This is a genomic window from Nocardioides baculatus (genome assembly GCF_016735675.1).
Lineage (GTDB): Bacteria > Actinomycetota > Actinomycetes > Propionibacteriales > Nocardioidaceae > Nocardioides > Nocardioides baculatus.
The window spans coordinates 132,711-157,621 of the sequence record NZ_JAERSG010000001.1 but is presented as its reverse complement, the minus strand read 5'-3'; the positions used below and the strand labels follow the sequence as shown (position 1 = coordinate 157,621).

General features: G+C 72.0%; 27 protein-coding genes. 19 read left to right on the top strand and 8 right to left on the bottom strand.

Translation table 11 applies throughout. The features are described 5' to 3' along the window. Positions 1-21 precede the first annotated feature (21 nt). Positions 22-741 carry a DinB family protein gene (locus tag JI751_RS00745; protein WP_236665505.1) on the top strand — a complete coding sequence of 240 codons (720 nt, stop codon included), beginning with the start codon at positions 22-24 and terminating at the stop codon, positions 739-741. On the opposite strand, the gene JI751_RS00740 is transcribed toward JI751_RS00745, so the two are convergent. Together JI751_RS00740 and JI751_RS00735 are read right to left on the bottom strand one after the other, a co-directional pair. Further along, positions 727-1,392: a TetR/AcrR family transcriptional regulator gene (locus JI751_RS00740; RefSeq protein ID WP_201932209.1), complete on the bottom strand. Its 666-nt coding sequence runs from the start codon at positions 1,390-1,392 to the stop codon at positions 727-729. The genes JI751_RS00745 and JI751_RS00740 overlap by 15 nt on opposite strands. Before the next feature lie 9 nt (positions 1,393-1,401). Next, positions 1,402-1,884 carry a hypothetical protein gene (locus JI751_RS00735; protein ID WP_201932207.1) on the bottom strand — a complete coding sequence of 161 codons (483 nt, stop codon included), beginning with the start codon at positions 1,882-1,884 and terminating at the stop codon, positions 1,402-1,404. Between the two features lie 107 nt (positions 1,885-1,991). Here JI751_RS00735 and JI751_RS00730 point away from each other — a divergent pair, with 107 nt between their 5' ends. From JI751_RS00730 to JI751_RS00710, 5 genes are all read left to right on the top strand, one after another. Further along, complete coding sequence (locus JI751_RS00730) at positions 1,992-3,173, top strand: acetoin utilization protein AcuC (protein ID WP_201932205.1); 1,182 nt, start codon at positions 1,992-1,994, stop codon at positions 3,171-3,173. Positions 3,174-3,352: 179 nt separating this feature from the next. Further along, a complete protein-coding gene (locus JI751_RS00725) occupies positions 3,353-3,559 on the top strand; it encodes a helix-turn-helix domain-containing protein (RefSeq protein WP_201932203.1) in 207 nt (68 codons plus the stop codon). Between the two features lie 108 nt (positions 3,560-3,667). Further along, positions 3,668-3,769: a 30S ribosomal protein bS22 gene (locus JI751_RS00720; RefSeq protein ID WP_008356322.1), complete on the top strand. Its 102-nt coding sequence runs from the start codon at positions 3,668-3,670 to the stop codon at positions 3,767-3,769. An 11-nt stretch (positions 3,770-3,780) separates the two neighbouring features. After that, on the top strand, positions 3,781-4,767 hold the full coding sequence (locus JI751_RS00715) for an NAD-dependent epimerase/dehydratase family protein (RefSeq protein WP_201932201.1): 987 nt from the start codon (positions 3,781-3,783) through the stop codon (positions 4,765-4,767). Beyond that, positions 4,760-5,959, top strand: a complete 1,200-nt coding sequence (locus JI751_RS00710; protein WP_307813643.1) for a lysophospholipid acyltransferase family protein — start codon at positions 4,760-4,762, stop codon at positions 5,957-5,959. Before JI751_RS00715 ends, JI751_RS00710 begins: the two co-directional genes overlap by 8 nt. Positions 5,960-5,975: 16 nt before the next feature. On the opposite strand, the gene JI751_RS00705 is transcribed toward JI751_RS00710, so the two are convergent. The 3 genes from JI751_RS00705 to JI751_RS00695 all read right to left on the bottom strand — a co-directional run bounded on the left by JI751_RS00705 (position 5,976) and on the right by JI751_RS00695 (position 9,053). Next, positions 5,976-7,229, bottom strand: coding sequence for a DUF5667 domain-containing protein (locus JI751_RS00705; RefSeq protein ID WP_201934642.1), 1,254 nt, complete (start codon positions 7,227-7,229; stop codon positions 5,976-5,978). 82 nt (positions 7,230-7,311) lie between these two features. Next, entirely contained in the window at positions 7,312-8,082 is a 771-nt protein-coding gene (locus JI751_RS00700) for a sigma-70 family RNA polymerase sigma factor (RefSeq protein WP_201932199.1), read from the bottom strand. Between the two features lie 86 nt (positions 8,083-8,168). Further along, positions 8,169-9,053: an HAD family hydrolase gene (locus JI751_RS00695; RefSeq protein ID WP_201932197.1), complete on the bottom strand. Its 885-nt coding sequence runs from the start codon at positions 9,051-9,053 to the stop codon at positions 8,169-8,171. A gap of 40 nt (positions 9,054-9,093) precedes the next feature. On the opposite strand from JI751_RS00695, the gene JI751_RS00690 reads away from it, so the two are divergent. The 7 genes from JI751_RS00690 (at position 9,094) to hemB (ending at position 16,659) form a co-directional block, all read left to right on the top strand. Then, on the top strand, positions 9,094-10,638 hold the full coding sequence (locus JI751_RS00690) for a class I adenylate-forming enzyme family protein (RefSeq protein WP_201932195.1): 1,545 nt from the start codon (positions 9,094-9,096) through the stop codon (positions 10,636-10,638). After that, positions 10,638-10,874, top strand: a complete 237-nt coding sequence (locus JI751_RS00685; RefSeq protein ID WP_201932193.1) for a glutaredoxin family protein — start codon at positions 10,638-10,640, stop codon at positions 10,872-10,874. The genes JI751_RS00690 and JI751_RS00685 overlap by 1 nt, the downstream gene beginning before the upstream one ends. A gap of 233 nt (positions 10,875-11,107) precedes the next feature. Further along, on the top strand, positions 11,108-11,782 hold the full coding sequence (locus JI751_RS00680) for a redox-sensing transcriptional repressor Rex (protein ID WP_201932189.1): 675 nt from the start codon (positions 11,108-11,110) through the stop codon (positions 11,780-11,782). Next, positions 11,779-13,065, top strand: coding sequence for a glutamyl-tRNA reductase (locus JI751_RS00675; RefSeq protein WP_201932188.1), 1,287 nt, complete (start codon positions 11,779-11,781; stop codon positions 13,063-13,065). The genes JI751_RS00680 and JI751_RS00675 overlap by 4 nt, the downstream gene beginning before the upstream one ends. Continuing rightward, entirely contained in the window at positions 13,062-14,015 is a 954-nt protein-coding gene (gene hemC / locus JI751_RS00670) for a hydroxymethylbilane synthase (protein WP_201932187.1), read from the top strand. Before JI751_RS00675 ends, hemC begins: the two co-directional genes overlap by 4 nt. After that, positions 14,012-15,664 carry a bifunctional uroporphyrinogen-III C-methyltransferase/uroporphyrinogen-III synthase gene (locus JI751_RS00665; RefSeq protein ID WP_201932186.1) on the top strand — a complete coding sequence of 551 codons (1,653 nt, stop codon included), beginning with the start codon at positions 14,012-14,014 and terminating at the stop codon, positions 15,662-15,664. Before hemC ends, JI751_RS00665 begins: the two co-directional genes overlap by 4 nt. Then, the gene (hemB, locus tag JI751_RS00660; protein WP_307813640.1) at positions 15,661-16,659 is read left to right on the top strand and encodes a porphobilinogen synthase; all 999 of its coding nucleotides are present in this window, start codon (positions 15,661-15,663) and stop codon (positions 16,657-16,659) included. Before JI751_RS00665 ends, hemB begins: the two co-directional genes overlap by 4 nt. Before the next feature lie 164 nt (positions 16,660-16,823). On the opposite strand, the gene JI751_RS00655 is transcribed toward hemB, so the two are convergent. Further along, the gene (locus tag JI751_RS00655; protein WP_201932185.1) at positions 16,824-17,141 is read right to left on the bottom strand and encodes a GIY-YIG nuclease family protein; all 318 of its coding nucleotides are present in this window, start codon (positions 17,139-17,141) and stop codon (positions 16,824-16,826) included. Positions 17,142-17,399: 258 nt separating this feature from the next. Continuing rightward, the gene (locus JI751_RS00650) at positions 17,400-18,599 is read right to left on the bottom strand and encodes a lytic transglycosylase domain-containing protein (RefSeq protein ID WP_201932183.1); all 1,200 of its coding nucleotides are present in this window, start codon (positions 18,597-18,599) and stop codon (positions 17,400-17,402) included. A 178-nt stretch (positions 18,600-18,777) separates the two neighbouring features. Between JI751_RS00650 and hemL the strand changes: the two genes are divergently transcribed. Genes hemL through ccsB form a run of 6 tightly spaced genes read left to right on the top strand, consistent with a single transcriptional unit; the run spans position 18,778 to position 24,805 of the window. After that, positions 18,778-20,106 (top strand): glutamate-1-semialdehyde 2,1-aminomutase, encoded by a 1,329-nt coding sequence (gene hemL, locus JI751_RS00645; protein ID WP_201932181.1) that lies wholly within the window; start codon positions 18,778-18,780, stop codon positions 20,104-20,106. Further along, positions 20,106-20,783 carry a histidine phosphatase family protein gene (locus JI751_RS00640; RefSeq protein ID WP_201932179.1) on the top strand — a complete coding sequence of 226 codons (678 nt, stop codon included), beginning with the start codon at positions 20,106-20,108 and terminating at the stop codon, positions 20,781-20,783. The genes hemL and JI751_RS00640 overlap by 1 nt, the downstream gene beginning before the upstream one ends. A 29-nt stretch (positions 20,784-20,812) precedes the next feature. Continuing rightward, positions 20,813-21,349, top strand: a complete 537-nt coding sequence (locus JI751_RS00635; RefSeq protein WP_307813637.1) for a TlpA family protein disulfide reductase — start codon at positions 20,813-20,815, stop codon at positions 21,347-21,349. Beyond that, entirely contained in the window at positions 21,346-22,092 is a 747-nt protein-coding gene (locus JI751_RS00630) for a cytochrome c biogenesis CcdA family protein (RefSeq protein ID WP_201932178.1), read from the top strand. The genes JI751_RS00635 and JI751_RS00630 overlap by 4 nt, the downstream gene beginning before the upstream one ends. Further along, positions 22,089-23,720: a cytochrome c biogenesis protein ResB gene (gene resB, locus JI751_RS00625; RefSeq protein WP_307813636.1), complete on the top strand. Its 1,632-nt coding sequence runs from the start codon at positions 22,089-22,091 to the stop codon at positions 23,718-23,720. The genes JI751_RS00630 and resB overlap by 4 nt, the downstream gene beginning before the upstream one ends. After that, positions 23,717-24,805: a c-type cytochrome biogenesis protein CcsB gene (ccsB, locus tag JI751_RS00620; protein WP_201932177.1), complete on the top strand. Its 1,089-nt coding sequence runs from the start codon at positions 23,717-23,719 to the stop codon at positions 24,803-24,805. The genes resB and ccsB overlap by 4 nt, the downstream gene beginning before the upstream one ends. Here the strand turns inward: ccsB and JI751_RS00615 are convergent. Further along, positions 24,710-24,904 (bottom strand): hypothetical protein, encoded by a 195-nt coding sequence (locus tag JI751_RS00615; RefSeq protein ID WP_201932176.1) that lies wholly within the window; start codon positions 24,902-24,904, stop codon positions 24,710-24,712. The genes ccsB and JI751_RS00615 overlap by 96 nt on opposite strands. Positions 24,905-24,911 lie beyond the last annotated feature (7 nt).

Genomic DNA, 24,911 nt, shown 5'->3' with positions numbered 1-24,911 from the left:
GTCGGGCGTAGCGTGCCCGGCATGAGGCGCTTCTCGGACGAGGACCTGTCGGGCGCGGAGTTCCGCGAGTGCGACCTGAGCGAGGCCCGCCTGGTCGGCGTGGTCATGCAGGACGCCGTGATCGACGGCCTGGTGACCAACCTCGTCGTCAACGGCGTCGAGGTGACGGCGTACGTCGAGGAGGTGCTGGACCAGCGCCACCCCGTCCGGCTGCTCATCCGGTCCGACGACCCCGACGACCTGCGTCGCGGAGCGCGGCAGCTCCGGGCGGACTGGGCGGCGACCGTGGCGCGGGTGCGCCAGACCCCGGGAGTCGAGCACGCGACGGTCGACGACGAGTGGTCGACCGTGCAGACCCTGCGCCACCTGGTGTTCGTCCACGACTCGTGGTTCCGGCGGTGCTGCCTCGGGTCGAGCGAGCCGTTCACCCCGATGGGCCTGGGCATCGAGGACGTCCCCGACCGCGAGGCGCAGGGCCTCGACCCGACGGCCGACCCGACCCTCGGCGAGGTGGTGGCGGTCCGCGACGAGCAGGCGGCCGAGCTCGAGCAGTGGCTGGAGTCCGTCACCGCCGACCGGCTCGCGGCGCCCGCACCGATCCCCGACGACGACCGGTGGCCGCCCTACGCCCGCGGGCGCTCGGTCGCGCAGTGCCTGCGCACGGTGCTCACCGAGGAGCACGAGCACCACCGGTTCTGCGTCCGGGACCTCGACCTGGTCGAGGCCTCAGCCGCGCAGTGAGCGCACGAGGCCGATGCCGTCGTCGACCAGGCCCCGCACCAGGGGCAGCCGGGTGAGCCGCACGGATCGGTCGACGAGCGGGACGAGTCCCGCGATGAGGGTGCGCGTACGCCGCTGCCCCTCGCTGTCGTCGTGGACCCAGAAGAGCACGACCCCCATGTGCAGCAGCCACAGCAGCTCGGGCAGCTCCTGGCTCAGCGCCGGGGCGACCTTGAGGTCGGACCCCTCGACCGCCCGGCGGAAGAGCGCCGTGCTGGCCTCGCGCGCCGGCGCCGACTCCGCCGAGAAGGGGGAGAGCGGCGAGCGCGGGTCGGCGGCGTTGCGGAAGAACTGCCCGCCGAAGTCGTGGAAGGGCTCGGCCACGTCGACGAACGACTCCATCACCCCGCGCAACCGGTCGGCGAAGGCGGCCCGGTCGAAGGCAGTCTCGGCGGCGGCGCCGTGGTCGACCTGCAGCTGGTCGTAGAACGCCTGGATCAGCTCCTCCTTGCCGGAGAAGTAGTAGTAGGTGCTGCCGAGCGAGACGCCTGCCTCGTCCGCGATCGCCCGCATGGTGGCGGCGTCGTAGCCCTCCGAGCGGAAGAGCCGCAGCGCCGCGTCGACGATGCCGGCCCGCGTCTGCTCGGCCTTCGCTGTCAGCTTGTCGGCCACGACGCCACCCTAGGAGACCGGCTCCGGCAGGTCATCCATGCCTGCGGCCTTGGCCGCCATCAGCCCACCCATGACCGACGAGGCGAGCAGCACGATGCCGACGCCCGAGTCGACGACGGACGGCCACCCGCTCACGAACCACGACGCGTCACCGTTGATGACGCCGAACGTCGTGAGCAGGGCGAGCGGTGACACCGCGAATCCCAGGGTGAAGGCGCGACGCCGGGCCACGTCACGCGGAAGGTGTCGGCCGACGAGGAAGACGAAGGGCAGGCCGGCGAAGAAGCCGGCGATCGCGCCGAGGAATCCGCCGACGAGCACACCGACGACCACGAGCACGGGCAGGGCGAGCAGCATCTCCCCGGTGCCGTCGGAGACCGTGCCGACACCGAAGGTCCCCACCACCAGGACCAGTCCGACGAGGGCGCCCGCGGCGGAGCCGAGCAGCGGCCCCATGAGCAGCCAGAGGGGCTGCGGCCTGTAGGTGGTCATGCCGATCTCCTTCTTGAACGTGTTCAAAAGAGCGTCGCACAAAAACTGAACATGTTCAAGTAGTCCGCGGAGCGGACACCCGCACCGGCGGGGGTAACGTCCGCCACATGGAGTGCGCTGGTCCGACGTCTGTCGTGTTCGACCCGACGCTCACCGACTACAACTTCGGGCCGACCCACCCGATGTCCCCGGTCCGCGTCGACCTGACGATGAGGCTCGCCGAGGAGCTGGGCGTGCTCGAGGGCCTCAAGCTGGTCGACGCCCCGATGGCCACCGACGACCAGATCGCCACCGTCCACGACCGGGCACTCATCGACGCGGTGACCAGGTGCGGCACCGAGCCCGGCCACGAGTCGCCCGAGCACGGACTCGGCACCGACGACGACCCGGTCTTCAAGGACATGCACGTCGCGAGCGCGCACGTGGTGGGCGCGACCCTCGAGGCCGTACGGCAGGTGTGGAGCGGCGAGTCGCTGCACTCGGTCAACATCGCCGGCGGACTGCACCACGCCATGCCCGACCGGGCCAGCGGCTTCTGCATCTACAACGACGTCGCGGTGGGCATCAAGCAGCTCCTCGCGGACGGCGCCGAGCGGGTGGCCTACGTCGACATCGACGTGCACCACGGCGACGGCGTCGAGGCGATCTTCTGGGACGACCCCCGGGTGCTGACGATCTCCCTGCACGAGACCGGCCAGATGCTCTTCCCCGGCACCGGGTTCCCGGCCGACACCGGCGGACCGGACGCCGAGGGGACGGCGGTCAACGTCGCGCTCCCGCCCGGCACCTCCGACGCGGGCTGGCTGCGCGCGTTCCACGCCGTCGTGCCCCCGCTGCTCCGCGAGTTCGCCCCCGACGTGCTCGTCACGCAGCACGGCTGCGACTCCCACATGGACGACCCGCTCGCCCACATGATGCTCAGCGTCGACGGCCAGCGGGCGGCCTACCTCGCCCTCCACGAGCTCGCCCACGAGGTCGCCGGCGGCAGGTGGGTCGTCACCGGCGGTGGCGGCTACTCGGTCATCGACGTGGTCCCGCGGGCGTGGGCGCACCTCCTCGCGATCGCGTCGGGCCACCCCGTCGAGCCCGCGACGCCGACGCCGCCGGAGTGGCGGGCGTACGTCGAGGAGGTGCTGGGCGCATCGGCCCCGCACCGGATGACCGACGGGCGCACGCCGGCGTTCCGCGACTGGTCGGCGGGCTACGACCCCGACTCCTGGCTGGACCGGGCGATCAACGCGACCCGCACCGAGGTGTTCCCGCTCCACGGCCTCGACCCGCTGCCCTGAGCGCGAACCGGACCGTTCGAAGGTAAAGATTCAAACCGACACGCCGCCAGTCACACAAGTTTCTTTGGCATTCCTCTTCCCCACGCGTCACGCGCACCCTAATCTCAGTCGGAGCGGCACGCCTGTGACGCCGGTGGGGAAGCCGGCGCCGTCCCGCGAAGAAGGATCGGTGCACACCCATGGCTGAGAACACCGCTGGAGACATGTCCGAGGCCCGGTTCCTCACCATCGCCGAGGTCGCCGCGAAGATGCGCGTCTCGAAGATGACCGTCTACCGCCTGGTCCACGGCGGCGAGCTGCCCGCGGTCCGCGTCGGCCGCTCGTTCCGGGTGACCGAGGACGACGTCAACGAGTACCTGCGCAAGAGCTTCTACAACGCCGGCTGATCCGTGCGGGTCCACGTGATCTGACCGATTCCACCCCGCGCCTCACTGCCAAGTAGGGTGTCGGGGTCCGGCCGACGAGCGTCGGCGGAAAAGGAAGGTCTGATCCACGTGGGTTCTGTCATCAAGAAGCGGCGCAAGCGCATGGCCAAGAAGAAGCACCGCAAGCTCCTCAAGAAGACGCGCGTCCAGCGCCGCAAGCTCGGCAAGTAACACCCTCGACCATGGGACGGGTCGTGCTGGTCACCGGGATCTCCCGCGACATCGGCCGACGCTTCGCGCGCGCCGCGGCCGGCGACCCGTCCATCGAGCGTGTCATCGGGGTCGATGTCATCCCTCCGCGGGGTGACATCGGCGACGTGTCGTTCGTGCGCGCCGACATCCGCAACCCCGTCATCGCGAAGGTCCTCGCCAAGGAGGACGTCGACACCGTCGTCCACATGAGCGTGATCGCCACCCCCGGCTCGGCCGGGGGACGGGGGACGATGAAGGAGCTGAACGTCATCGGCTCCATGCAGCTGCTCGCTGCGTGCCAGAAGTCGACGACGGTCGACCGCCTCGTCGTGAAGTCGACGACCACGGTCTACGGCTCGAGCCCGCGTGACCCGGCGATGTTCACCGAGGACATGGGTCCCAAGCGGCTGCCGTCCTCGGGATATGCCAAGGACGTCTACGAGATCGAGGGCTACGTCCGCGGGTTCGCCCGCCGCCGGCCCGACGTCGACGTGACGATGATCCGCGCCGCCAACGTGATCGGCCCCCACGTCTCGAGCCCGCTCACCAACTACTTCCGGCTCCCGGTCATCCCGCGGGTGCTGGGCTTCGACCCGCGCCTGCAGTTCCTCCACGAGGACGACCTGATGCGGGTCCTCACCCACGCGGCGACGCGATCGGCCCCCGGCACCTTCAACGTCGCGGGCGACGGGCTGTTGACCCTGGCCCAGGCCGTACGCCGACTCGGCACGCCGTCGATCGCGATGCCCCGGTTCGCCGTCGGTCGCCTCGGCGCCACGATGCGCCAGGCCCGCCTGTCGGACTTCTCGCCCGAGCAGCTGGGGTTCCTGACCTACGGTCGGGGTGTGGACACCACCCGGATGCGCAGTGTGCTGGGCTTCGAGCCGTCCTTCACGACCGCTGAGGCCTTCGCCGACTTCTGCCGCTCGGTGGCGCCCGTGACCGAGCGGGTCGCGGAAGGGGCCGGACGTGGCTGAGGAAGCACGCAGGTCGCAGGGGCAGGACGCCGTCGTCATCCCCATCGGCACCGGCGGTCGCCCGGGTCGCGGATCCGGCAGCGCCCGCCCGTCGTCGGCCGCCCGCAAGCTCGCCCCGACCGCGAAGGGCTCTGCAGGGCCGAAGCCCCCGCGCCCCGGGCGTACGACCAGCGGTGGCTCAGCAACCGATTCGGGCGAGGAGAAGGTTGCTGACGCACCGCCCGAGCCGCGGCGTACGACGAGCGGTGGCTCAGCAACCGGTTCGGGCGAGGAGAAGGTTGCTGGGACACCGCCCACCGGCATCCCGGTCGGCGACTGGCTCGCGGCCCTCACCGGCGCGGCCCACGAGGTCTTCGGCGACGACTGGGAGCGCCGCGCTGCCGAGCTGATGGCCTTCGTGCGACGCCGGCTGGAGGGCGACTACGAGGTCGACGACTACGGCTTCGACCGCGAGCTGACCGAGCGCTTCTTCATGGCGGCGCTGCGCCCGATCGCCGAGAAGTGGTTCCGCCTCGAGGTGCGTGGCCTGGAGAACATCCCGGCCGACGGCGGTGCGCTCGTCGTCTCCAACCACTCCGGCACCGTCCCGCTCGACGGGCTGATGACGATGCTGGCCGTGCACGACCACGCCCACCGCTTCCTGCGCCCGCTCGGCGCCGACCTCGTCTTCAAGATGCCGGTCGTGAGCTCGCTGGCCCGCAAGGGCGGGGCGACCCTCGCGTGCGTCGAGGACGCCGAGCGGATGCTGTCCGGTGGTGACCTCGTCGGCGTGTGGCCGGAGGGCTTCAAGGGGATCGGCAAGCCGTTCAGCGAGCGCTACAAGCTGCAGCGGTTCGGTCGCGGCGGGTTCGTCTCCGCGGCGCTGCGCACCGGCGTTCCCATCATCCCGCTCTCCGTCGTCGGCGCCGAGGAGATCTACCCCCTCGTCGGCAACGTCCCGTCGCTCGCGCGACTGCTCGGCGTGCCCTACATCCCGATCACGCCGTTCTTCCCGTGGCTCGGCCCGCTCGGGATGGTCCCGCTGCCGTCGAAGTGGATCCTCGAGTTCGGCGAGCCGATCCGCACCGACTCCTACGACCCCGCCGAGGCCGAGGACCCGATGCTGGTCTTCAACGTCACCGACCAGGTCCGCGAGACCATCCAGCACACCCTCTTCGACCTGCTTCGCGAGCGCGACGGGGTCTTCAGCTAGCTGCGGCCCGAGACGGTCAGGGCAGCAGGCCGCCGGTCGCGTTGCCGAGCAGGCCACCCGTGACACCGTCGACGGTCCCGGTGACCTCGCCGATCAGTCCGCCGGTGGCGTCGTCGACGGCGCCGGTCAGTCCGCCGACCGCTCCACCGGTGACCCCGTCGAGCTGGGTGGTGAGGTTGCCGGTGGTGTCGGTGACCGTCGTGGTGATGTCGGTGACCGTCTTGGTCGGGTCGGCGCCCTTCGTGGGCGTCTGGGTGGGTGTCGGCGTGGGCGTCGGGAGCAGGGTGGGCGCCGTCGTCGGGACGACCTGGGTCGGGGTCGCGGACGGCTGCGGCAGCAGGCCGCCGGGCGACTGGAGCGCCTTCGGGACGGTGATGCCCGAGACGTCCTGGCCCGAGAGCGGCGCGGCGGCCTCGAGGGTGAGCTCGTCGGTGTCGAGGCCCTGGACCAGGTCGATCGCCGCACTGCTGAGCAGGAAGTCGGGCGTCGTGGTGAGCGCCCCGTCACACAGGCCGCAGGCCGTGCTGATCTCGGTGTCGAGGTCGGTCAGCGTGCGACCGGCGGCGAGCAGCTCGTCGCTCGCGCTCTCCGGCAGCTCGCGCTGGAGGGCGTCGAGGCGCTCCATGCTGGTCGAGGTGAACGCACGCGCGACCTGGACGTCGTCGTCGGAGCCGCCGGAGCCGTAGGAGGTCAGCAGGCTGCGGACGCCCTCGCCCGACTGCTCGGTGAAGGTGTCGAGCGTGTCGGGGATGAGCTGCTCGGCGCCACCGCTGCCGGCGGCGAGCTCCTCGAGCTCGGTGAGGCGGGTCTCGGCCTGCGCCAGCAGGGTGCGGCCGCGCGAGGCGTCGTCGGAGGCGATCCGCACCTGCGCCGACTCGATGCCTCGCTTGACGCCGTAGAGCGACTCGCCCGGCAGCGAGGTCTGCGCCGCCACGGCCATCGTCGCGGTGGCGCCGACGAGCGCGGCGCCGCCGAGGAGGGTGGCGAGACGGCGGTCGCGCGGTCGCGTGCTCGACGGCATGGCCAGGCGCTGCGGGGCGGGCGGCTGGCGCACCAGGACCGTGTCGGCCTCGGCCATCAGCCGCTCGCGGAGGGACCCGACGAACTCGGGCCGCGGCGCGACCTCGGGCAGGGCGCGCAGGTCGGACACGAGCGCGACCAGCTCGGCGAAACGGGCGGACTCGCGGTCGGTGAGGGGAGCACCGGCACCCGGGGTGAGGAGGGCCTCGAACTCGTCGGCGCGTCGTCGTGCCGAGAAGGCGGATGTCATCGCGCCCTTCCTGTCTCGCTGCTGGTGGTTCCTCCCACACAGACGAACGAAGAAGAGCGGGTGCAAGTTACGGGTGGGGTCATCAGTCTCTCAACCCCTCCGGCATGAGCTTGGCGAGGTTGCGTACGCCGCGGAGCTGGAGCTGCTTGACGGCGCCGTCGGAGCGGTCGAGGGCCTTCGCCGTCTCGGCGATCGACATGCCCTGGAGGAAGCGCATGATCAAGCAGTCGCGCTGCTCGGCCGGCAGCTCGGTGAGGGCGGTCAGCAGCACCTCGTTGGTCAGGCCGGCGAGGACCTCCTCCTCCGGGCCGTCGGTCGCGTCGTCGTGCGGCGTCATGTCCTCGGTGGTCATCTCGAGGCGTGTCCGACCGGCCTTGAAGTGGTCGGTGGTGAGGTTGCGCGCGATCGTCATCAGCCAGGCGCCGAAGTCCTTGCCCTGCCACCGGAAGTTGTTCATGCTCCGCAGCGCACGGAAGAAGGTCTCGGAGGTGAGGTCCTCGGCCAGCGTCTGCGAACGGGTGCGGTAGTAGAGGAAGCGGTAGACCGAGGCCTGGTAGTGGTCGTAGAGGAGGCCGAACGCCTCCTTGTCGCCCTGCCGGGCGAGCTCGACGAGCGCGATCAGGCGCTCGCGATCGGCCTCGTCGACCTCCGAGGACGCCGCCTGGTCCTCGTCACCGACCGGGTCGCCGGGCGTGCCGTAGCGGTCACCGTCGCCGACCGGCATCGAGGCCGGGCCGGGCGCCACGGTCTCGGCGTAGAGGATGCCGCCGGCGAGACCGGCCGCCGGCTGCGGCGCGAGGGCAGCCCACACCGCGCGCCGGAGCGCGTCGAGGCCGTCCTCGATGGGGTGCATGCGGTTTCCCTCCCGTTGCAGCAGTCTTCACGATAAAGGGCTGCAGCGTGGTTGTGAACCCGTGAGTAACTACGAGTTACAGGAGGTCAGGACCGGTCGCGCCCCCGCACGCTCACGCCCGCGGCGACCGCACCCGACACGGCACCGGCGACGGCGGCGGCCACGAGGCCCGCCCGCGCTGCCTTGCGACCGGTGCGGTAGTCGCGGATCCGCCACCTGTGGGCCCGGGCGTGGGCGCGCAGGCGCGCGTCGGGGTTGACGGCGCACGGATCGCCCACCATCGACAGCATCGGGAGGTCGTTGAAGGAGTCGGAGTACGCCGAGCAGCGGGCCAGGTCGAGCCCCTCGCGCTCGGCGAGGGCGCGCACGGCCTCGGCCTTGGCCGGGCCGTGGAGCAGGTCGCCGACCAGCTGGCCGGTGTAGACGCCGTCCACGTGCTCGGCCACGGTGCCCATCGCGCCGGTCAGGCCGAGCCGCCTGGCGATGATGCTGGCGATCTCGATCGGGGCGGCGGTCACCAGCCAGACCCGCTGGCCCTCGTCGAGGTGGAGCTGCGCGAGGGCTCGGGTGCCGGGCCAGATGCGGTGCGCCATCGCCTCGTCGAAGATCAGCTCGCCGAGCTCCTCGAGCTCGGTGGTGGTGTGGCCGGCGATGAAGGCCAGCGCTCCCGCGCGGGCCTCGGCGACGTGGGTGGGGTCCTCGACGCCGACGATGCGGAAGTAGGCCTGCTTCCACGCCGCCCCCAGGATCTCCCGCGTCGTGAAGAACTCGCGGCGGTGCAGCCCGCGCGCGAGGTGGAAGATGCTGGCGCCCTGCATGACGGTGTTGTCGACGTCGAAGAACGCTGCGGCGCCCGGGTCGCTGGGCAGCGTGAGCGCGCTCTCGACCTCGGCCGCCGCCGCTGCGGCCTCGCCCGCGAGGGCCGATCGCTGCTGCAGGTTGAGCCTGCGCGGTCGCTCCGACGGGGTCACGCCGCCAATCTAGCGGCGCCGGCTGTGGAAGGATCCCCGCATGCCGCGCACCGACGTCTCCGCGTTCGTGGCCGAGGCTGCCGACGACGTACCGGACCGCCAGGCGCTCGTCGAGGGCACTGGGCGGACCCTCACCTGGGCCGGTCTGGAGGACGAGGTCGCCCGGATCGCGACCGGCCTCGGCTCGCGAGGGATCCGTGCGGGCCAGCGGGTGATGATCCTCGTGGGCAACCGGATCGAGTTCGTCACCACCTACCTCGGTGTGCTCCGCGCCCAGGTCGTGGCGGTGCCGGTCAACCCGCGCTCGACCGCCGGCGAGGTCGCCCGGATGATCGCCGACTCGGGCACCCGGCTCGTCGTGGTCGACGACACGGCCGTCGACGTCGTACGCGGCGCGCTGGCCGAGCTGGGTGACGTGGCTGCCCCGACCGTGGTGGTCACGGGCGCCGAGCCTGGTCCGGGTGAGGTGGCCTTCGCCGACCTGCGCGCGGACGTCGTACGCCCCGTGCCGCCGCTGCCGGACCCGGAGAAGCTGGCCGCCCTGCTCTACACGAGCGGCACCTCGGGCCTGCCGCGAGCCGCGATGCTCAGCCACCGTGCGCTGCTGGCCAACGTCGAGCAGGTCGCGTCCGTCGAGCCGCCGATGATGCACGGTGACGACGTCGTGCTCGGGGTGCTCCCGCTCTTCCACGTCTACGGGCTCAACGCGGTCCTCGGCGGCGTGCTGCGCCACCGCGCCCGGCTGCTGCTCGTCGAGAGTTTCGAGCCGCAGGCGGTGCTCGACCTCATCGACGACGAGGCCTGCAGCGTCGTGCCGATCGCCCCGCCCGTCTTCGTCCACTGGCTCCCCGACGAGCACCTGCGCGAGCGGCTCGGCCCGGTGCGGCTGGTGCTGTCCGGCTCGGCGCCGCTCGAGGCACGGGTGATCGAGGAGTTCACCTCGATCACCGGCATCCCCGTCCACCAGGGCTACGGCCTGACGGAGGCCTCGCCGGTCGTGACGAGCACGCTGTGCAGCCGCGCCCCCCGCCCGGGCTCGGTCGGTGCAGCCCTGCCCGGCATCGAGCTCCGGCTGGTCGACGAGGCCCGGCTCCCGGTGGTCGGCGAGGACCCGGGCGAGATCCAGGTCCGCGGCGCCAACCTGTTCAGCGGCTACTGGCCCGACGGAGCCGACGGTCCCGACGACGACGGCTGGTACGGCACGGGCGACGTGGGCTTCCTCGACGCCGACGGCGACCTCACCCTCGTCGACCGGGTCAAGGAGCTCGTCATCGTGAGCGGCTTCAACGTCTACCCGACCGAGGTCGAGGACGTGATCCGCGAGGTCGACGGCGTCGCGGACGCCGCCGTCATCGGGGTGCCCGACGAGGAGACCGGCGAGGCCGTGGTGGCGTACGTCGTCGCCTCCCGGCCGGTGACCCACCTCGAGGAGGCCGTGCGGGCGCACGCGATCGTGCGGCTGGCGCGGTTCAAGCACCCGAGCCGCATCGAGGTCGTCGACGAGCTGCCCCTCACCGTGACCGGCAAGGTGCAGAAGGGGCGGCTCCGCGGGATCGAGCGCCGCCGGCTGGACGGACTGCTCTGATGGACGCGCGCGTCACCTTCTACTCCCGCCAGGGCTGCCACCTCTGCGACGACGCCCGGCAGGTCGTCGCACGGGTGTGCGACGAGCTGGGGGAGTCGTTCGAGGAGGTCGACGTCGATGGCGACCCCGACCTCGTCGACCGCTTCGGCGACGAGGTGCCGGTGACCTTCGTCGACGGCCGCCAGCACGACTTCTGGCGGGTCGACGAGGCCCGGCTGCGGGCCGCGCTCGGCTGACCCGCCGCCGTACGGCACCGCGACAGGGCGCGCGGAGGGTCGTCCGGACGAGGCCGCGGCTCGGGCTCCGATACGCCTACAACGGCCCCGGGCGCAAGTCGGGAGACCCCCGGATCCGGTGGGTCTTCTCACATGTGCTAGCCGACCCTTCTGCCGTTTTGTTCTCCCGTTCACAAACTCCTACAGTGACCGGGTCAGGTGATCCCCGTCCCTGGCTGGAGAGAAGCAACGCTGTGACCGCACGGACCCCCGACTCTGCCCGGGACATTCCCGAGGCAACCGTCGCCAGGCTTCCCGTGTACCTGCGTGCCCTGATCGGCCTCGCCGAGGACGGCACGACCACCTGCTCCAGCGAGGAGCTCGCCGCGTCGGCCGGTGTCAACAGCGCCAAGCTCCGCAAGGACCTCTCCTACCTCGGCAGCTACGGCACCCGCGGCGTCGGCTACGACGTGGAGTACCTCCGCTACCAGATCGCCCGCGAGATCGGCGTGACGCACGACTGGCCCGTGGTCATCGTCGGCATCGGCAACCTCGGCCACGCCCTCGCCAACTACTCCGGCTTCCGCAGCCGCGGCTTCCGGGTCGTCGCGCTGCTCGACGCCGACCCGAGCCGCCACGACGAGGTCGTCGCCGGTCTGGACGTCCGCTCCTTCGAGGACCTCGAGTCGATCGTCACCGAGCACGACGTCTCCATCGGCGTGATCGCGACGCCCGCGGTCGCTTCGCAGTCCGTCGCCGACCGGATGGTCGCGGCCGGCATCACCAGCATCCTCAACTTCGCACCGAGCGTCCTGTCGGTGCCGGACGGCGTCGACGTACGCAAGGTCGACCTCTCCATCGAGCTCCAGATCCTGGCCTACCACGAGCAGCGCAAGTCGGTGGCGACCGGGACCGAGGGGGTCTCGTGAGCGTCCTCGTCGTGGGGATCTCCCACAAGTCCGCCCCGGTCGAGCTGCTCGAGCGGCTCGCCCTCGACGCCGACGGCACGGTCAAGCTGATCGAGGACGTCATCGGCGGCGAGCACGTCACCGAGGCGACCGCGATCGTCACCTGCAACCGGATCGAGCTCTACGCCGAGGTCGACCGCTTCCACGGCAGCGTCGAGGACCTCTCCGGCCTGTTGGTCGCGCGCGCCGAGCAGTCGACAGAGGCGCTCCTGCCGCACCTCTACGTCCACTACGACGAGGGTGCCGTCTCGCACCTCTTCCAGGTCGCGGCCGGGCTCGACTCGATGGTCGTGGGCGAGGGCCAGATCCTCGGCCAGACGCGCGACGCGCTCCGGGTCGGCCAGGAGCACGGCACCGTCGGCCCCGCGCTCAACACGCTCTTCCAGCAGGCGCTGCGCGTCGGCAAGCGAGCCCACGCCGAGACCGACATCGACCGGGCCGCGCCGTCACTCGTCACGGCCGCGCTCGAGCGAAGCAGCGTCCCCGTCGCCGGTGCCCGCGCCGTCGTGGTCGGCGCCGGCGCGATGGCGTCGCTCGCTGCCGCCCACCTGTCGCGCGGCGGCGCGTCCGCGATCACCGTCCTCAACCGCACCGCTGCCAGCGCCGAGCGGCTCGCCCAGGAGTACGGCGCCACCTCGGCGCCGCTGTCCGCGCTCGCCGACGAGCTGCCGCTGGCCGACATCGTCGTGTCGTGCACCGGCGCCCCCGAGCCGCTCGTCCGGCTCGCCGACGTGGTCACCGCCCGCGGCGGCAGCGACCGCCCGCTGTCCGTCATCGACCTCGCCCTGCCCCACGACGTCGACCCCTCGGTCGCCGACCTGCCGGGCGTCGGGCTGATCAGCCTGGCCGGCCTCGCCGACGAGCTGCGCGGACTCGAGGCCGCGGCGGGCGTCGACGACGTACGCACCATCGTGGCGCAGGAGATCGCCGCCTTCCTCGCCGTCCGCCGCCAGGCGAGCGTGACCCCCACCGTCGTGGCCCTCCGCTCGATGGCCACCTCCGTGGTCGACGCCGAGATGGCGCGGCTCGCCACCCGGCTGCCGGACCTCGACGACGCCACGCGCGCCGAGGTGCTCCACACGGTCCGGCGGGTCGCCGACAAGCTGCTCCACGAGCCCACCGTCCGGGTCAAGGAGCTCGCCGACGCCGAGCCGGCCGTGTCCTACACCGCCGCCCTGGCCGAGCTGTTCCGCCTCGACCCCGAGGCCGTCGACGCCCTCACGCGAGCGGAGGACAAGGCATGAGCACCTCCGCCGCCCCGATCCGCCTCGGCACCCGCGCCTCCGCCCTGGCCACCACCCAGTCCGGCCTGGTCGCCGACCTGATCCGCGAGCACCTCGGCCGTGAGGTCGAGCTCGTCGAGGTCTCGACCGAGGGCGACCGCAGCTCCGCGCCGCTCGCCACCCTCGGCGGCACCGGCGTCTTCGTCAGCGCCCTGCGCGACGCCCTGCTCGCGGGCTCGGTCGACGTCGCGGTCCACTCGCTCAAGGACCTGCCGACCACGCCCGCCGACGGCATCGCCCTCGCCGCCGTGCCCCCGCGCGAGGACCCGCGCGACGCGGTCGTCGCCCGCGACGGCCTGACCCTCGGCGAGCTGCCGGTCGGCAGCCGCCTCGGCACCGGCTCCCCGCGCCGGGTCAGCCAGCTCGAGGCGCTCGGCCTCGGCCTCGACATCGAGGGCATCCGCGGCAACGTCGACACCCGGATCCGCAAGGTCCGCGACGGGGCGTACGACGCCGTGGTCCTGGCCCGCGCCGGCCTGGCCCGCCTCGGTCGCCTCGACGAGGTCACCGAGGTGCTCGACCCCCTCCAGATGCTTCCCGCCCCCGGGCAGGGCGCGCTCGCCGTCGAGTGCCGCTCCGCCGACACCGACCTGGTGGCCGCGCTCGGCCGCCTGGACGACGCCCCCACCCGCGCCGCGGTCACCGCGGAGCGGGCCGTGCTGAGCACCCTCGAGGCCGGTTGCTCCGCCCCGCTGGGTGCGCTGGCCGAGGTCGTCGAGGGCGAGGACGGGGAGGAGCTGTGGCTGCGCGCCGTGGCCCTCTCCGAGGACGGCGGCCTCTCCGTACGGATGAGCGCCACCGGCCCGGTCACCGAGGCCGAACAGCTCGGCAGACGACTCGCGAGCGACATGCTCGACGACGGAGCAGCAGACCTGATGCACGCACCACCAGTGAGGAACACACACGCATGACGCGAGTACAGACCCCGCAGGCCAGCTCCACCGAGCAGGGCAGGGCGGCGACCCCCGGGTGGGTGTCGTTCGTCGGCAGCGGACCCGGCGACCCGGGCCTGCTGACGGTGCGTGCCGTGGAGCTCATCCAGAGCGCCGAGGTGATCGTGACCGAGGCGCCCGAGCACGCCGACCTGGTCCGCTCGGTCCTCGGCCTGCCGCTGGGTGCCGAGGGCGGCCCGGAGATCGTGGACGGCGGCTTCGGCGAGGACGGCCAGCCGCTGACCCACGCGGCCCGCGCCAAGGTCGTCGTACGCCACGGCAAGAAGCAGCGCGTGGTCCGCCTGATGACCGGCGACCCGTTCCTCTACGCCTCCGGTCCCGAGGAGGCGCAGGCCTGCGTCAAGGCGGGCGTCGGCTTCGAGGTCGTGCCCGGCGTCTCCTCGGTGAGCGCGGTCCCGGCCTACGCCGGCATCCCGCTGACCGACAAGCGCCACCGCGAGATGGCCGTCGTCACCTGCGGCGACAAGGTCGACTGGAGCGCCTACGCCGACGACCGCACGCTCGTCCTGCTCTCCGGGGTGGGCAGCATCGGCGAGACCGCCGCCGCGCTCGTCGAGGCCGGCCGCTCGCCCGAGACGCCGGTCGCGGTGACCCGCGTCGGCACGACGACCGAGCAGCAGACCCTCATATCGACGCTCGCGAGCGTCGCCGCCGACGTACGCGCGTCCCGCATCGCGCCGCCGGCGATCATCGTCATCGGCGACGTCGTCGACCTGCGCAAGACGCTGTCGTGGTTCGAGACCAAGCCGCTCTTCGGCTGGCGTGCGCTGGTGCCCCGCACCAAGGAGCAGGCCGGCTCGCTGTCGCGTCGCCTGCGCGAGTACGGCGCCGTGCCCGAGGAGGTGCCGACCATCTCGGTCGAGCCGCCCCGCAACCCGCTCCAGATGGACAAGGCCGTCCGCGGCCTCGTCGAGGGCCGCTACGAGTGGATCGCCTTCACCTCGGTCAACGCGGTCAAGGCCGTGCGCGAGAAGTTCGAGGACTACGGCCTCGACGCCCGCGCGTTCTCCGGCCTCAAGATCGCGGCCGTGGGCGACAAGACCGCCCAGGCCATCGCCGACTGGGGACTGCGCGCCGACCTGGTGCCGTCCGGCGAGCAGTCCGCCGCCGGCCTGCTCGAGGAGTGGCCGCCCTACGACGACGTGCTCGACCCGATCAACCGGGTCTTCCTGCCGCGTGCCGACATCGCGACGGAGAACCTCGTCGCCGGCCTGATCGACCTCGGCTGGGAGTGCGACGACGTCACGGCCTACCGCACCGTGCGCGCCACCCCGCCGCCGGCGCCGGTCCGCGACGCGATCAAGACCGGCAAGTTCGACGCCGTCGTCTTCACCTCGTCCTCGACGGTGCGCAACCTCGTCGGCATCGCCGGCAAGCCGCACCCGTCGACGATCATCGCCGTCATCGGCCCGGCCACGGCCAAGACAGCCGAGGAGCACGGCCTCCGGGTCGACGTCCTCGCGCCGTCGCCCGACGTCGAGGTCCTCGTCGACGCGCTCGCCGACTTCGGTGCCTCGCGCCGCCTCGCGATGCTGGAGGCGGGCGAGCCCGTCACCCGGCCGAGCGAGCGCACCGCCTCGGGCCGCCGGAAGGCACGCGCCAAGTGACCGAGGAGCACCGCGAGATCCAGACCCCGCTCGTCCGGCCCCGCCGGTTGCGGCGCACGCCTGCGCTGCGCCGGATGGTGGCCGAGACGTCGGTGCAGCCGAGCTCGCTGGTGCTCCCCGTCTTCATCCGCGAGAACGCCACCGAGCCGCGGCCGATCGCGTCCATGCCGGGCGTGGTCCAGCACTCCCGCGACTCGCTCAAGGCGGCCGTCAACGAGGCGGCCGAGCTCGGCCTCGGCGGCGTGATGCTCTTCGGGATCCCGGAGACCAAGGACGCCACCGGCTCCGGCGGCATCGACCCCGCCGGCGTGCTCAACCTCGCGATCACCGACGTGGTCGCCGAGGTGGGCGACCAGCTCACGGTGATGTCGGACCTGTGCCTCGACGAGTTCACCGACCACGGCCACTGCGGCCTGCTCACGCCCGACGGTGACGTCGACAACGACCTCACGCTGACGGCGTACGCCGACATGGCGCTCGCGCAGGCCGCCGCCGGAGTCGACATGGTCGGCCCCAGCGGCATGATGGACGGCCAGGTCGGCGTGGTGCGCGACGCGCTCGACGCGGCCGGCCATCACCACGTCTCGATCCTCGCCTACTCCGCGAAGTACGCCTCGGCGTTCTTCGGGCCGTTCCGCGAGGCCGTCGACTCCTCCCTCGTCGGCGACCGCAAAACTTACCAGCAGGATCCCGCCAACGCCGTCGAGGGCGTGCGCGAGGTGCTGCTCGACGTCGAGCAGGGCGCCGACATCGTGATGGTGAAGCCCGCCCTGGCCTACCTCGACGTGATCCGCCGCGTCCGCGACGCCGTCGACATCCCCGTCGCCGCCTACAACATCTCCGGCGAGTACTCCATGGTCGAGGCCGCCGCCGCCAACGGCTGGATCGACCGCGAGGCCGCCATCCTGGAGACCCTCACCTCGATCCGCCGCGCCGGCGCCGACGTGATCCTCACCTACTGGGCCTCCGAGGCCGCCCGGCTCGTCCGCCGCTGACCCTGACGCCCGCCCTCAGGACCGTTGCTCGAGGAGGTCGCGCTAGCGGCCGTCACGAGACCCCTGACCCCTCGGGACCGTTGGTCGAGGAGGTCGCGCTAGCGACCGTCACGAGACCCCTGACCCCTCGGGACCGTTGGTCGAGGAGGTCGCGCTAGCGACAGTCACGAGACCCCTGACCCCTTTGCGCGCGCCCTGATCGCAGCCCAGCTGCGGCTGGACAGCGTGCCAAGCTCGTCGGTGCGGTCGTCTATCAGCGCCTGGCGCTTCGCTCGCGACCACCCCTGGATCCGCTTCTCCATGGCGAACGCCTCGTCGATCCGTGCGAACTCCCCAGCCCACACGAGACGGACAGGACGCCGGCGGCGCGTGTACGCCGCTCCCACACCTTCGTTGTGCTCGAACAGTCGCCGTTCGAGGTTCTTGGTGCTGCCGACGTAGAAGCTGCCGTCGGAACACTCGACGATGTAGGCATAGAGCATGCCCCCACGGTGCTGGGCCGACGGGTCGGTCGCCAGAGCGAGGCCCCGATCTGTGGATGGGTCTCGTGACAGGCGCCAGGGCGCCTTCCTCGACCAGCAGAGTCAGCCGGGTCTCGTGACAGGCGCCAGGGCGCCTTCCTCGACCAGCAGAGTCAGCCGGGTCTCGTGACAGGCGCCAGGGCGCCTTCCTCGACCAGCAGAGTCAGCCGGGTCTCGTGACAGGCGCCAAGGCGCCTTCCTCGACCAGCGGGTCGGCGGTCAGGGGTTGAGGAGCTGGTTGGCGCAGTCGAGGAGCTCGTTGGCGCCGGTGAGCGGGAGGTCGATGACGCCCTGGAGCGTGCACTGCGCGATCGCCTCGGCGAGGGTGAGGGTCTGCGAGATCGTGGCCGTCGGGAGGGGCGGCAGCGTCGTCGGCAGCGACGTCGGCAGGATCGTCGTCGGCACGGTCGTCGGGACCGCCGTCGTCGGCGACTGGGTCGGCGACTGGGTCGGCGACTGCGTCGGGCTCTGCGTCGGCGTCTGGGTGGGTGACTGCGTCGGCGTCTGCGTCGGGGTCTTCGTGGGCGAGGTGGTCGGCTTCACGGTCGGCGTCGAGGTGCCCTTGCCGCCGCCGGTCGCGCCGCCCTGGCCGCCCTTCTTGCCACCCCCGGTGCCCTTCGTCTCGGGCGTGATCACGCCCGAGGTGAGGACCGAGGACGGGACGGCGCTGAAGTCGCCGTCCATGTAGGCCTGCATGATCGACAGGACCAGGTCGACGTAGTCGTTGGAGTGGTTGTAGCGGTAGACCGAGGCGCGCTGGCCCTTCTCCGCGGAGAGGTCGTCGTCGCCCGAGCAGAGGTAGACGGCGGTAGCGAGCGCCGCGTCGTCGATGTCCTGCGGGTTGCGGGTGCCGTCGCTGTCGCCGTCCACGCCGACGACCGACCAGGTCGAGGGGATGAACTGCATCGGGCCGACGGCGCGGTCCCACTTGGTGTCGTTGTCGTACTGGCCGGCGTCGGTGTCGGCGATGCTCTGGGTGTTGTTCTTGCCGTTGAGGGCGATGCCGTAGATGCCGGGGCGGGCGACGCCCTGGTCGTCGAGGGTGTTGCCGCCGTAGCGACCGTGGTCGGACTCCACGCGGCCGATCGCCGCGATCAGCTCCCACGGGATGGCGCAGCCGCGGTCGGCCTGGTTGATGACGCCCTCGGCGCGCTGGTAGGCCGTCAGGGCGGCCTGCGGGATGCTGCTGGCCGAGCCGGGGGTGAGGGCGGCAGCGCGGGTCACGGCGTCGCCGACGCTCGCCGGTGCCTCGATGGCGGAGGCGGGGAGCACGGTGCCGTCCGGGAGGGTCCCGGGGCCGTCCTCGTCAGCGCTCGCGGCGGTCACGCCCACGCCTGAGAGGCTGGCGGTCCAGGCGGCGCTGAGCACGGCCAGCGGCACGATGACCGTCGCCCTGTGAAGTCGGCTCGAAGTCGACATGAGTATCGCTCCCCTTGCTGTTTCCCTCGCCATGATGCCCCCTCCGGGCGCCGGCACAAACCTCAACGAGTGAACTCCGCCACAAGTTACGCGCCGGTCACTTGTGGTTCGGAGCACATCCGGGAGCCGGATTGCGCACCGATTCGGGCACCTTGCCCGCCTACGCGACAATGATTCGGTGACCCCCGCGACGACGCCTGCCACGACAGCGGCCAGCGAGGCGCTCTTCGACCGCGCCCGCGCCGTGACGCCCGGTGGGGTGAACTCGCCGGTCCGTGCCTTCACCGCGGTCGGCGGCACGCCCCGCTTCATCACCTCCGCGTCCGGCGCCTGGCTCACCGACGCCGACGGCAACGACTACGTCGACCTGATCTGCTCGTGGGGCCCGATGCTGCTCGGCCACGCGCACCCCGACGTGCAGGCCGCGGTCGCCGGTGCGGTGGCCCGCGGTACGTCGTACGGCACCCCCACCGAGCCCGAGGTCGAGCTGGCCGAGGAGATCGTCGCGCGTACGCCGGTCGAGCGGGTCCGGTTCGTCTCCAGCGGCACCGAGGCGACGATGTCGGCGATCCGGCTGGCCCGCGGTGTCACCGGTCGCGACCTCGTCGTGAAGTTCGCCGGGTGCTACCACGGCCACGTCGACCCGTTGCTGGCCGAGGCCGGCTCCGGCATCGCGACCCTCGCCGTCCCCGGCACCAGCGGGGTCCCTGCCTCCGCGGCCGCCGAGACGCTCGTCCTGCCCTACAACGACCGCGAGGCCGTGCTCGCCGCCTTCCAGGCCCACGGGCCGCGCATCTCCTGCCTGATCACCGAGGCATCGCCGGGCAACATGGGCGTCGTCCCGCCCGCGCCGGGCTTCAACGCCTTCCTCGCCGAGACCTGCCGTGCCCACGGCGCGCTGTTCATCAGCGACGAGGTGATGACCGGCTTCCGCGCCACCGAGCAGGGCGGTTGGGGCCTGGACGGTGCCATCGAGGGCTGGGTGCCCGACCTGATGACCTTCGGGAAGGTGATGGGCGGCGGCTTCCCCGCCGCGGCCTTCGGCGGCCGGGCCGACCTGATGTCCCACCTCGCGCCTGAGGGCAGCGTCTACCAGGCCGGCACCCTCTCGGGGAACCCGGTCGCGACGACCGCCGGGCTCGCGACGCTCCGGCTCGCGACGCCGGAGGTCTACGCGCAGCTCGACGCCACCGCGCTGACCATCCGCAACGCCGTCACCGAGCACCTCCAGGCGGCGTCCGTGCCGCACACGGTGCAGGCGGCCGGGACGATGTTCTCGGTGTTCTTCCGCGACGAGCCGGTGCGCGACTTCGCCGAGGCCGGGCAGCAGGACACCGCGGCCTACGCCGCCTTCTTCCACTCGATGCTCGACCAGGGCGTCTACCTGCCCCCGTCGGCCTACGAGGCGTGGTTCGTCTCCGCGGCCCACGACGAGCGGGCGATCTCGACGATCATCGACGCGCTCCCGGCGGCCGCCCTCGCCGCCGCGACGGCAGGGGGTCAGTGATGGGCGTCCAGACCACCGTCCACCTGCTGCGGCACGGCGAGGTCCACAACCCGGCCGGGGTCCTCTACGGGCGTCGCGACGGGTTCCACCTCTCCGACCTCGGCCACCAGATGGCCCGGCGGATCGCGGAGACCATCGGCGACCGCGACATCGTGCACATGCGTACGTCCCCGCTCGAGCGGGCGCAGGAGACCGGCGCCCCGCTCGCGGCGGCGCGCGGCCTCACGCCGACCATCGACCCGCGGGTGATCGAGTCGACCAACAAGTTCGAGGGGATGAGCTTCGCCGAGGGCGGCATGACCTTCGTGAAGCGGCCGCACCTCCTGCGCCACATGTACAACCCCTTCACGCCGTCGTGGGGCGAGCCCTACGACGAGATCGCCGCCCGGATGGTGGCCGCGATCCACGACGCCCGCGACGCGGCGTCGGGCCACGAGGCCGTGATCGTCTCCCACCAGCTGCCGATCTGGACGACCCGGCTCTTCCTGGAGAAGCGCAGCTACATCCACCACCCCAAGAACCGCCAGTGCACGCTGTGCTCCCTGACGAGCATCGTCTTCGACGACGACCGGATGGTGCAGGTGCGCTACTCCGAGCCCGCCGGCGACCTGATCCCGGCAGGCGACCGCTCCGCTCCGTTCTCGGCCGGCGGCGCGCCGCAGGAGGACCGGCCCTGAGGATCCTCCGCTCGCTCGTCACACCCCTGGTGGGGCTCGCCTGCCTGCTCGTGCTGGCCGGCTGCTCGAGCCTGTCCGGCACCGGCGACAAGGGCTACATCACCGGCGAGGGCGTGCCCACCGAGGTGAAGGCCGCCGATCGTGGCGACCCGATCGAGATCACCGGCACCGACCTCGAGGGCACCGAGGTCGACCTCGCCGACCTGCGCGGCAAGCCGGTGGTCGTCAACGTGTGGGCGTCGTGGTGCCCGCCGTGCATCGCCGAGCAGCCCGACCTCAACGAGGCCCACGACCAGCTGGGCGACGACGTCACCTTCGTCGGGCTCAACATCCGCGACGCCTCGCGCGAGGACGCCTCGGCGTTCGTCCGCACCCTCGAGGTGGACTACCCGTCGATCTACTCCGCCGACGGCACCGCGCTGCTCTCCTTCGCCGGGACGCTCGGGCCGCGGTCGATCCCCAGCACCGTCGTGCTCGACGCCGAGGGGCGCATCGCCGCCTCCGTGCAGGGCCGCATCCCCAGCGTGCTCACGCTGGTCGACCTCGTCGAGGGGGTGGACCGGTGAACGACTGGCTCCAGGACACCGCCACGTCCGGGTCGATGATCCTGGCCCTTCCCGTCGCGCTCGTCGCGGGCCTGGTCTCGTTCTTCAGCCCCTGCGTGATCCCGCTGCTCCCCGGCTACCTCTCCTACGCGACGGGCGTGTCCGGGGCCGACCTCGAGGACGCACGACGCAGCCGGATGGTGCTGGGTGCGGTGCTCTTCGTGTCGGGCTTCGCCGTCGTCTTCGTGCTGCTGGGCAGCCTGACCGGCGCAGCCGGCGCCTGGCTGTTCGTGCACTACGACCAGCTCAACATCGCCCTCGGCGTCCTCATGATCCTGCTCGGCATCGCCTTCCTCGGCGGGATCGGCTTCCTGCAGCGCGACTGGCGCATCCACCGGGTCCCGGCCGTCGGGCTCGCCGTCGCGCCGGTGCTCGGCTTCCTCTTCGGGGTCGGCTGGACGCCGTGCGTCGGCCCGACCCTGGCGGCGATCAACCTCCTGTCGGTCAACGAGGCCACCGCCGGCCGCGGAGCCGCCCTGGCCGCCGTCTTCGCGCTGGGCCTCGGGCTGCCGTTCATCGCCGCCGCGTTCGCCTACCGACGGATGATCGGCGCCTTCGCGGTGGTCCGCCGCCACCAGGTGCTCATCATGCGGTTCGGCGGACTCATGATGATCGTCGTGGGGCTGCTGCTCGTCAGCGGCTGGTGGGAGCTGATGGTGCAGCGCCTCCAGTCCCTCGTCCTCGGGTTCTGGACGCCGCTGTGACCGATCTGCAGCAGCGGCCGTCCGACGAGCGCCAGGCCACGGCGCTGCCCGCGGACCTCAACGCCCGCGAGCTGGCGCGCTGGTCGTGGCGCCAGCTCACCTCGATGCGTACGGCGCTCGTGCTCCTGCTGCTGCTCGCCCTCGCGTCGATCCCGGGATCGGTGATCCCGCAGGAGGACATCGATTCGCTCGCGGTCTCGCAGTGGCGCGACAACCACCCCCGGCTCGCGCCGATCTGGGACCGGCTCGACCTGTTCGCGGTCTACAGCTCGGTGTGGTTCTCCGCGATCTACCTCCTGCTGATGATCTCGCTGGTCGGGTGCATCATCCCGCGCCTCTTCGTGTACGCACGCGCGTTGCGGGCCCGGCCGCCACGGGCGCCCCGCAACCTCTCGCGCATGCCCGAGAGCACGTCGTACACCACCGACGAGGACCCGGACGTCGTCCTCGACCGCGCCGCGGTGGTCATCCGCAAGCGGCGGTTCCGCGTCGACCGGCCCGCGGGGGGCGACTCGGTCGCCGCCGAGCGTGGCCACCTCCGCGAGGCCGGCAACCTGCTCTTCCACCTCGCGGTCATCGTCGTGCTGGTGGGCGTCGCGATCGGGAGCCTGTTCGGCTACAAGGGCGGCGTCATCCTGCTCAACGGCAAGGACTACGGCTTCACCAACAACCTGACGTCCTACGACGACTTCGCGCCGGGCAGCCTGTTCGACCCGTCCGTGATGGAGCCGTTCTCGTTCAGCATCACCGACTTCGACGTCGAGTGGATGACCGAGGGCCGCCGTCGCGGGCAGGCGCGCAACTTCGTCGCGCACCTCGACTACAGGACGCAGCCGGACGCCCCGACGCAGCAGTACGACCTCAAGGTCAACCACCCGCTGTCGATCGGCGGCACGGACGTCTTCCTCATCGGCCACGGCTACGCACCGGTCATCACGATCCGCGACGGCGACGGCAACGTGACCAAGACGGGCCCGGCCACCTTCCTGCCGATCAACCCGCAGACCTTCGAGTCGTTCGGCGTGGTCAAGGCGCCGTTCGCCGAGCCGACCCAGATCGGCCTCGAGGGGACCTTCTACCCGACCTTCCAGCTCGGGCGCGACGAGGACGGCAGCCTGTCGATGCCGTCGTCGGCGTTCGGCGACGCCGTCGATCCTCTGGTGTCGTTGTTCGTCTACACCGGTGACATCGGTGTCTCCGACGGATCGGCCTCCTCGGTCTACGTCCTCGACAAGGCCAACGCCACGCAGCTGCGCAAGGCCGACGGGCAGCCCTTCCGGATGGACCTCCGGCCCGGCGAGACGGTGACGCTCCCCGACGGGCTCGGCAGCGTCACCTTCGACGGCCTCCAGCGCTGGAACAAGATCCAGATCAGCCGCACCCCCGGCAAGTTCATCGCGCTCGGCGGCATGGTCGCCGCACTCCTCGGCCTGCTCGCCTCGCTGTTCGTGCGGCCGCGCCGGCTGTGGGTGCGCGCCCGCCGTCAGGACGACGGGACCACACTGGTCGAGGTGGCCCGGCTCGACCGGTCGTCCGGCGGTGACCCGGAGACCGGGCGTGACGAGCTGACTGGCATCGTGGCAGCACTGAAGAAGACAGCACCGGACAGAGATGGGGCCGAGTCGTGACCGACCTGCAGTGGGAGACGCTGAGCAACCAGGGCGTGGCAGCGGCCGGGGTGGTCTACTTCCTCGCCCTGCTGGCGTACGCCGTCCAGTGGGCCGCGCTGCGCGACGTGCCCGTCCGGCAGGCCGTCGCCGTCGGCGGTGGTGGCGACACGCTCGTGGAGGACGCCCCCGACGAGGCGGCCGCACACCGCCCCGAGATGGCGGGCCGGCTCGGCGTCCTGCTGGTCGCGATCGGCGCGCTGGCGCACTTCGTCGCGCTGCTCGGGCGTGGCCTGGCCGCTGACCCCGACCGGGTGCCGTGGGGCAACATGTACGAGTTCACCCTCACCGGCACGTTCGTCGTCGTCGCGCTCTTCCTCGCGACGACCCGGCGCTGGCGGCTCGACTGGCTCGGCCCGATCGTCGTCGGCTTCGTGCTCTGCGTCCTGCTCGCGGACGTGCTCTGGCTCTACGAGCCGGTCGCCCCGCTGACCGAGGCGCTCGAGTCCTACTGGCTGGTGATCCACGTCGTGGCGGCCTGCATCGCCACCGGCGCCTTCACCCTCGGCGGGATCACGTCGATCCTCTACCTCCTCAAGGCCCGCTCGACGAAGGAGACGGGCTACCTCGCGCGGCTGCCCGAGCTCCCGGTCCTCGACCGGATCGCCTACCGGATGCACGCGTTCGGCTTCCCGGTGTGGACCTTCGGCGTACTGATCTCGGGCCCGATCTGGGCGCACCAGGCGTGGTCGTCCTACTGGAACTGGGACCCCAAGGAGGTGTGGGCCTTCATCACCTGGGTGGTCTACGCCGCCTATCTCCACGCCCGCGCGACCGCGGGCTGGCGCGGCCGCAGGGCCGCGATCCTCGCCCTCATCGGCGCGGCGACGCTGTGGTTCAACTTCATCGGCATCAACTTCTTCAGCACGTCGAGCCAGCACTCGTACGCCGAAGGGGCCGCCGTGGGGCGGACCGTCGAGCAGACCGTCGAGCGGCCCCTCGAGACGACCTCAGTCGTCGTCGGGCTTGGGGCCGGGCTTGGGCTTCCGGTCGAGCCCGCGCAGGAAGTCGGGGTCGTCGTCGGGGCCGAGGGCCCGCGGGCGTGACCCGCCGGCGCCGCCTCCGTCGAGGCGACGCAGCATCAGCTTGACCAGCGCCCAGACGACGAGCGCGATCAGTGCGACCACCAGCACCACCTTCAGCATTCCTCCA

What these genes read in the sequence shown, in the direction of transcription:
- JI751_RS00745 (WP_236665505.1), top strand. Translation starts at nt 22, where the DNA reads ATGAGGCGCTTCTCGGACGAGGACCTGTCGGGCGCGGAGTTCCGCGAG.
- JI751_RS00735 (WP_201932207.1), bottom strand. Translation starts at nt 1,884, where the DNA reads ATGACCACCTACAGGCCGCAGCCCCTCTGGCTGCTCATGGGGCCGCTG.
- JI751_RS00730 (WP_201932205.1), top strand. Translation starts at nt 1,992, where the DNA reads ATGGAGTGCGCTGGTCCGACGTCTGTCGTGTTCGACCCGACGCTCACC.
- JI751_RS00725 (WP_201932203.1), top strand. Translation starts at nt 3,353, where the DNA reads ATGGCTGAGAACACCGCTGGAGACATGTCCGAGGCCCGGTTCCTCACC.
- JI751_RS00715 (WP_201932201.1), top strand. Translation starts at nt 3,781, where the DNA reads ATGGGACGGGTCGTGCTGGTCACCGGGATCTCCCGCGACATCGGCCGA.
- JI751_RS00705 (WP_201934642.1), bottom strand. Translation starts at nt 7,229, where the DNA reads ATGACATCCGCCTTCTCGGCACGACGACGCGCCGACGAGTTCGAGGCC.
- JI751_RS00700 (WP_201932199.1), bottom strand. Translation starts at nt 8,082, where the DNA reads ATGCACCCCATCGAGGACGGCCTCGACGCGCTCCGGCGCGCGGTGTGG.
- JI751_RS00690 (WP_201932195.1), top strand. Translation starts at nt 9,094, where the DNA reads ATGCCGCGCACCGACGTCTCCGCGTTCGTGGCCGAGGCTGCCGACGAC.
- JI751_RS00685 (WP_201932193.1), top strand. Translation starts at nt 10,638, where the DNA reads ATGGACGCGCGCGTCACCTTCTACTCCCGCCAGGGCTGCCACCTCTGC.
- hemC (WP_201932187.1), top strand. Translation starts at nt 13,062, where the DNA reads ATGAGCACCTCCGCCGCCCCGATCCGCCTCGGCACCCGCGCCTCCGCC.
- JI751_RS00665 (WP_201932186.1), top strand. Translation starts at nt 14,012, where the DNA reads ATGACGCGAGTACAGACCCCGCAGGCCAGCTCCACCGAGCAGGGCAGG.
- JI751_RS00655 (WP_201932185.1), bottom strand. Translation starts at nt 17,141, where the DNA reads ATGCTCTATGCCTACATCGTCGAGTGTTCCGACGGCAGCTTCTACGTC.
- JI751_RS00650 (WP_201932183.1), bottom strand. Translation starts at nt 18,599, where the DNA reads ATGTCGACTTCGAGCCGACTTCACAGGGCGACGGTCATCGTGCCGCTG.
- JI751_RS00640 (WP_201932179.1), top strand. Translation starts at nt 20,106, where the DNA reads ATGGGCGTCCAGACCACCGTCCACCTGCTGCGGCACGGCGAGGTCCAC.
- JI751_RS00615 (WP_201932176.1), bottom strand. Translation starts at nt 24,904, where the DNA reads ATGCTGAAGGTGGTGCTGGTGGTCGCACTGATCGCGCTCGTCGTCTGG.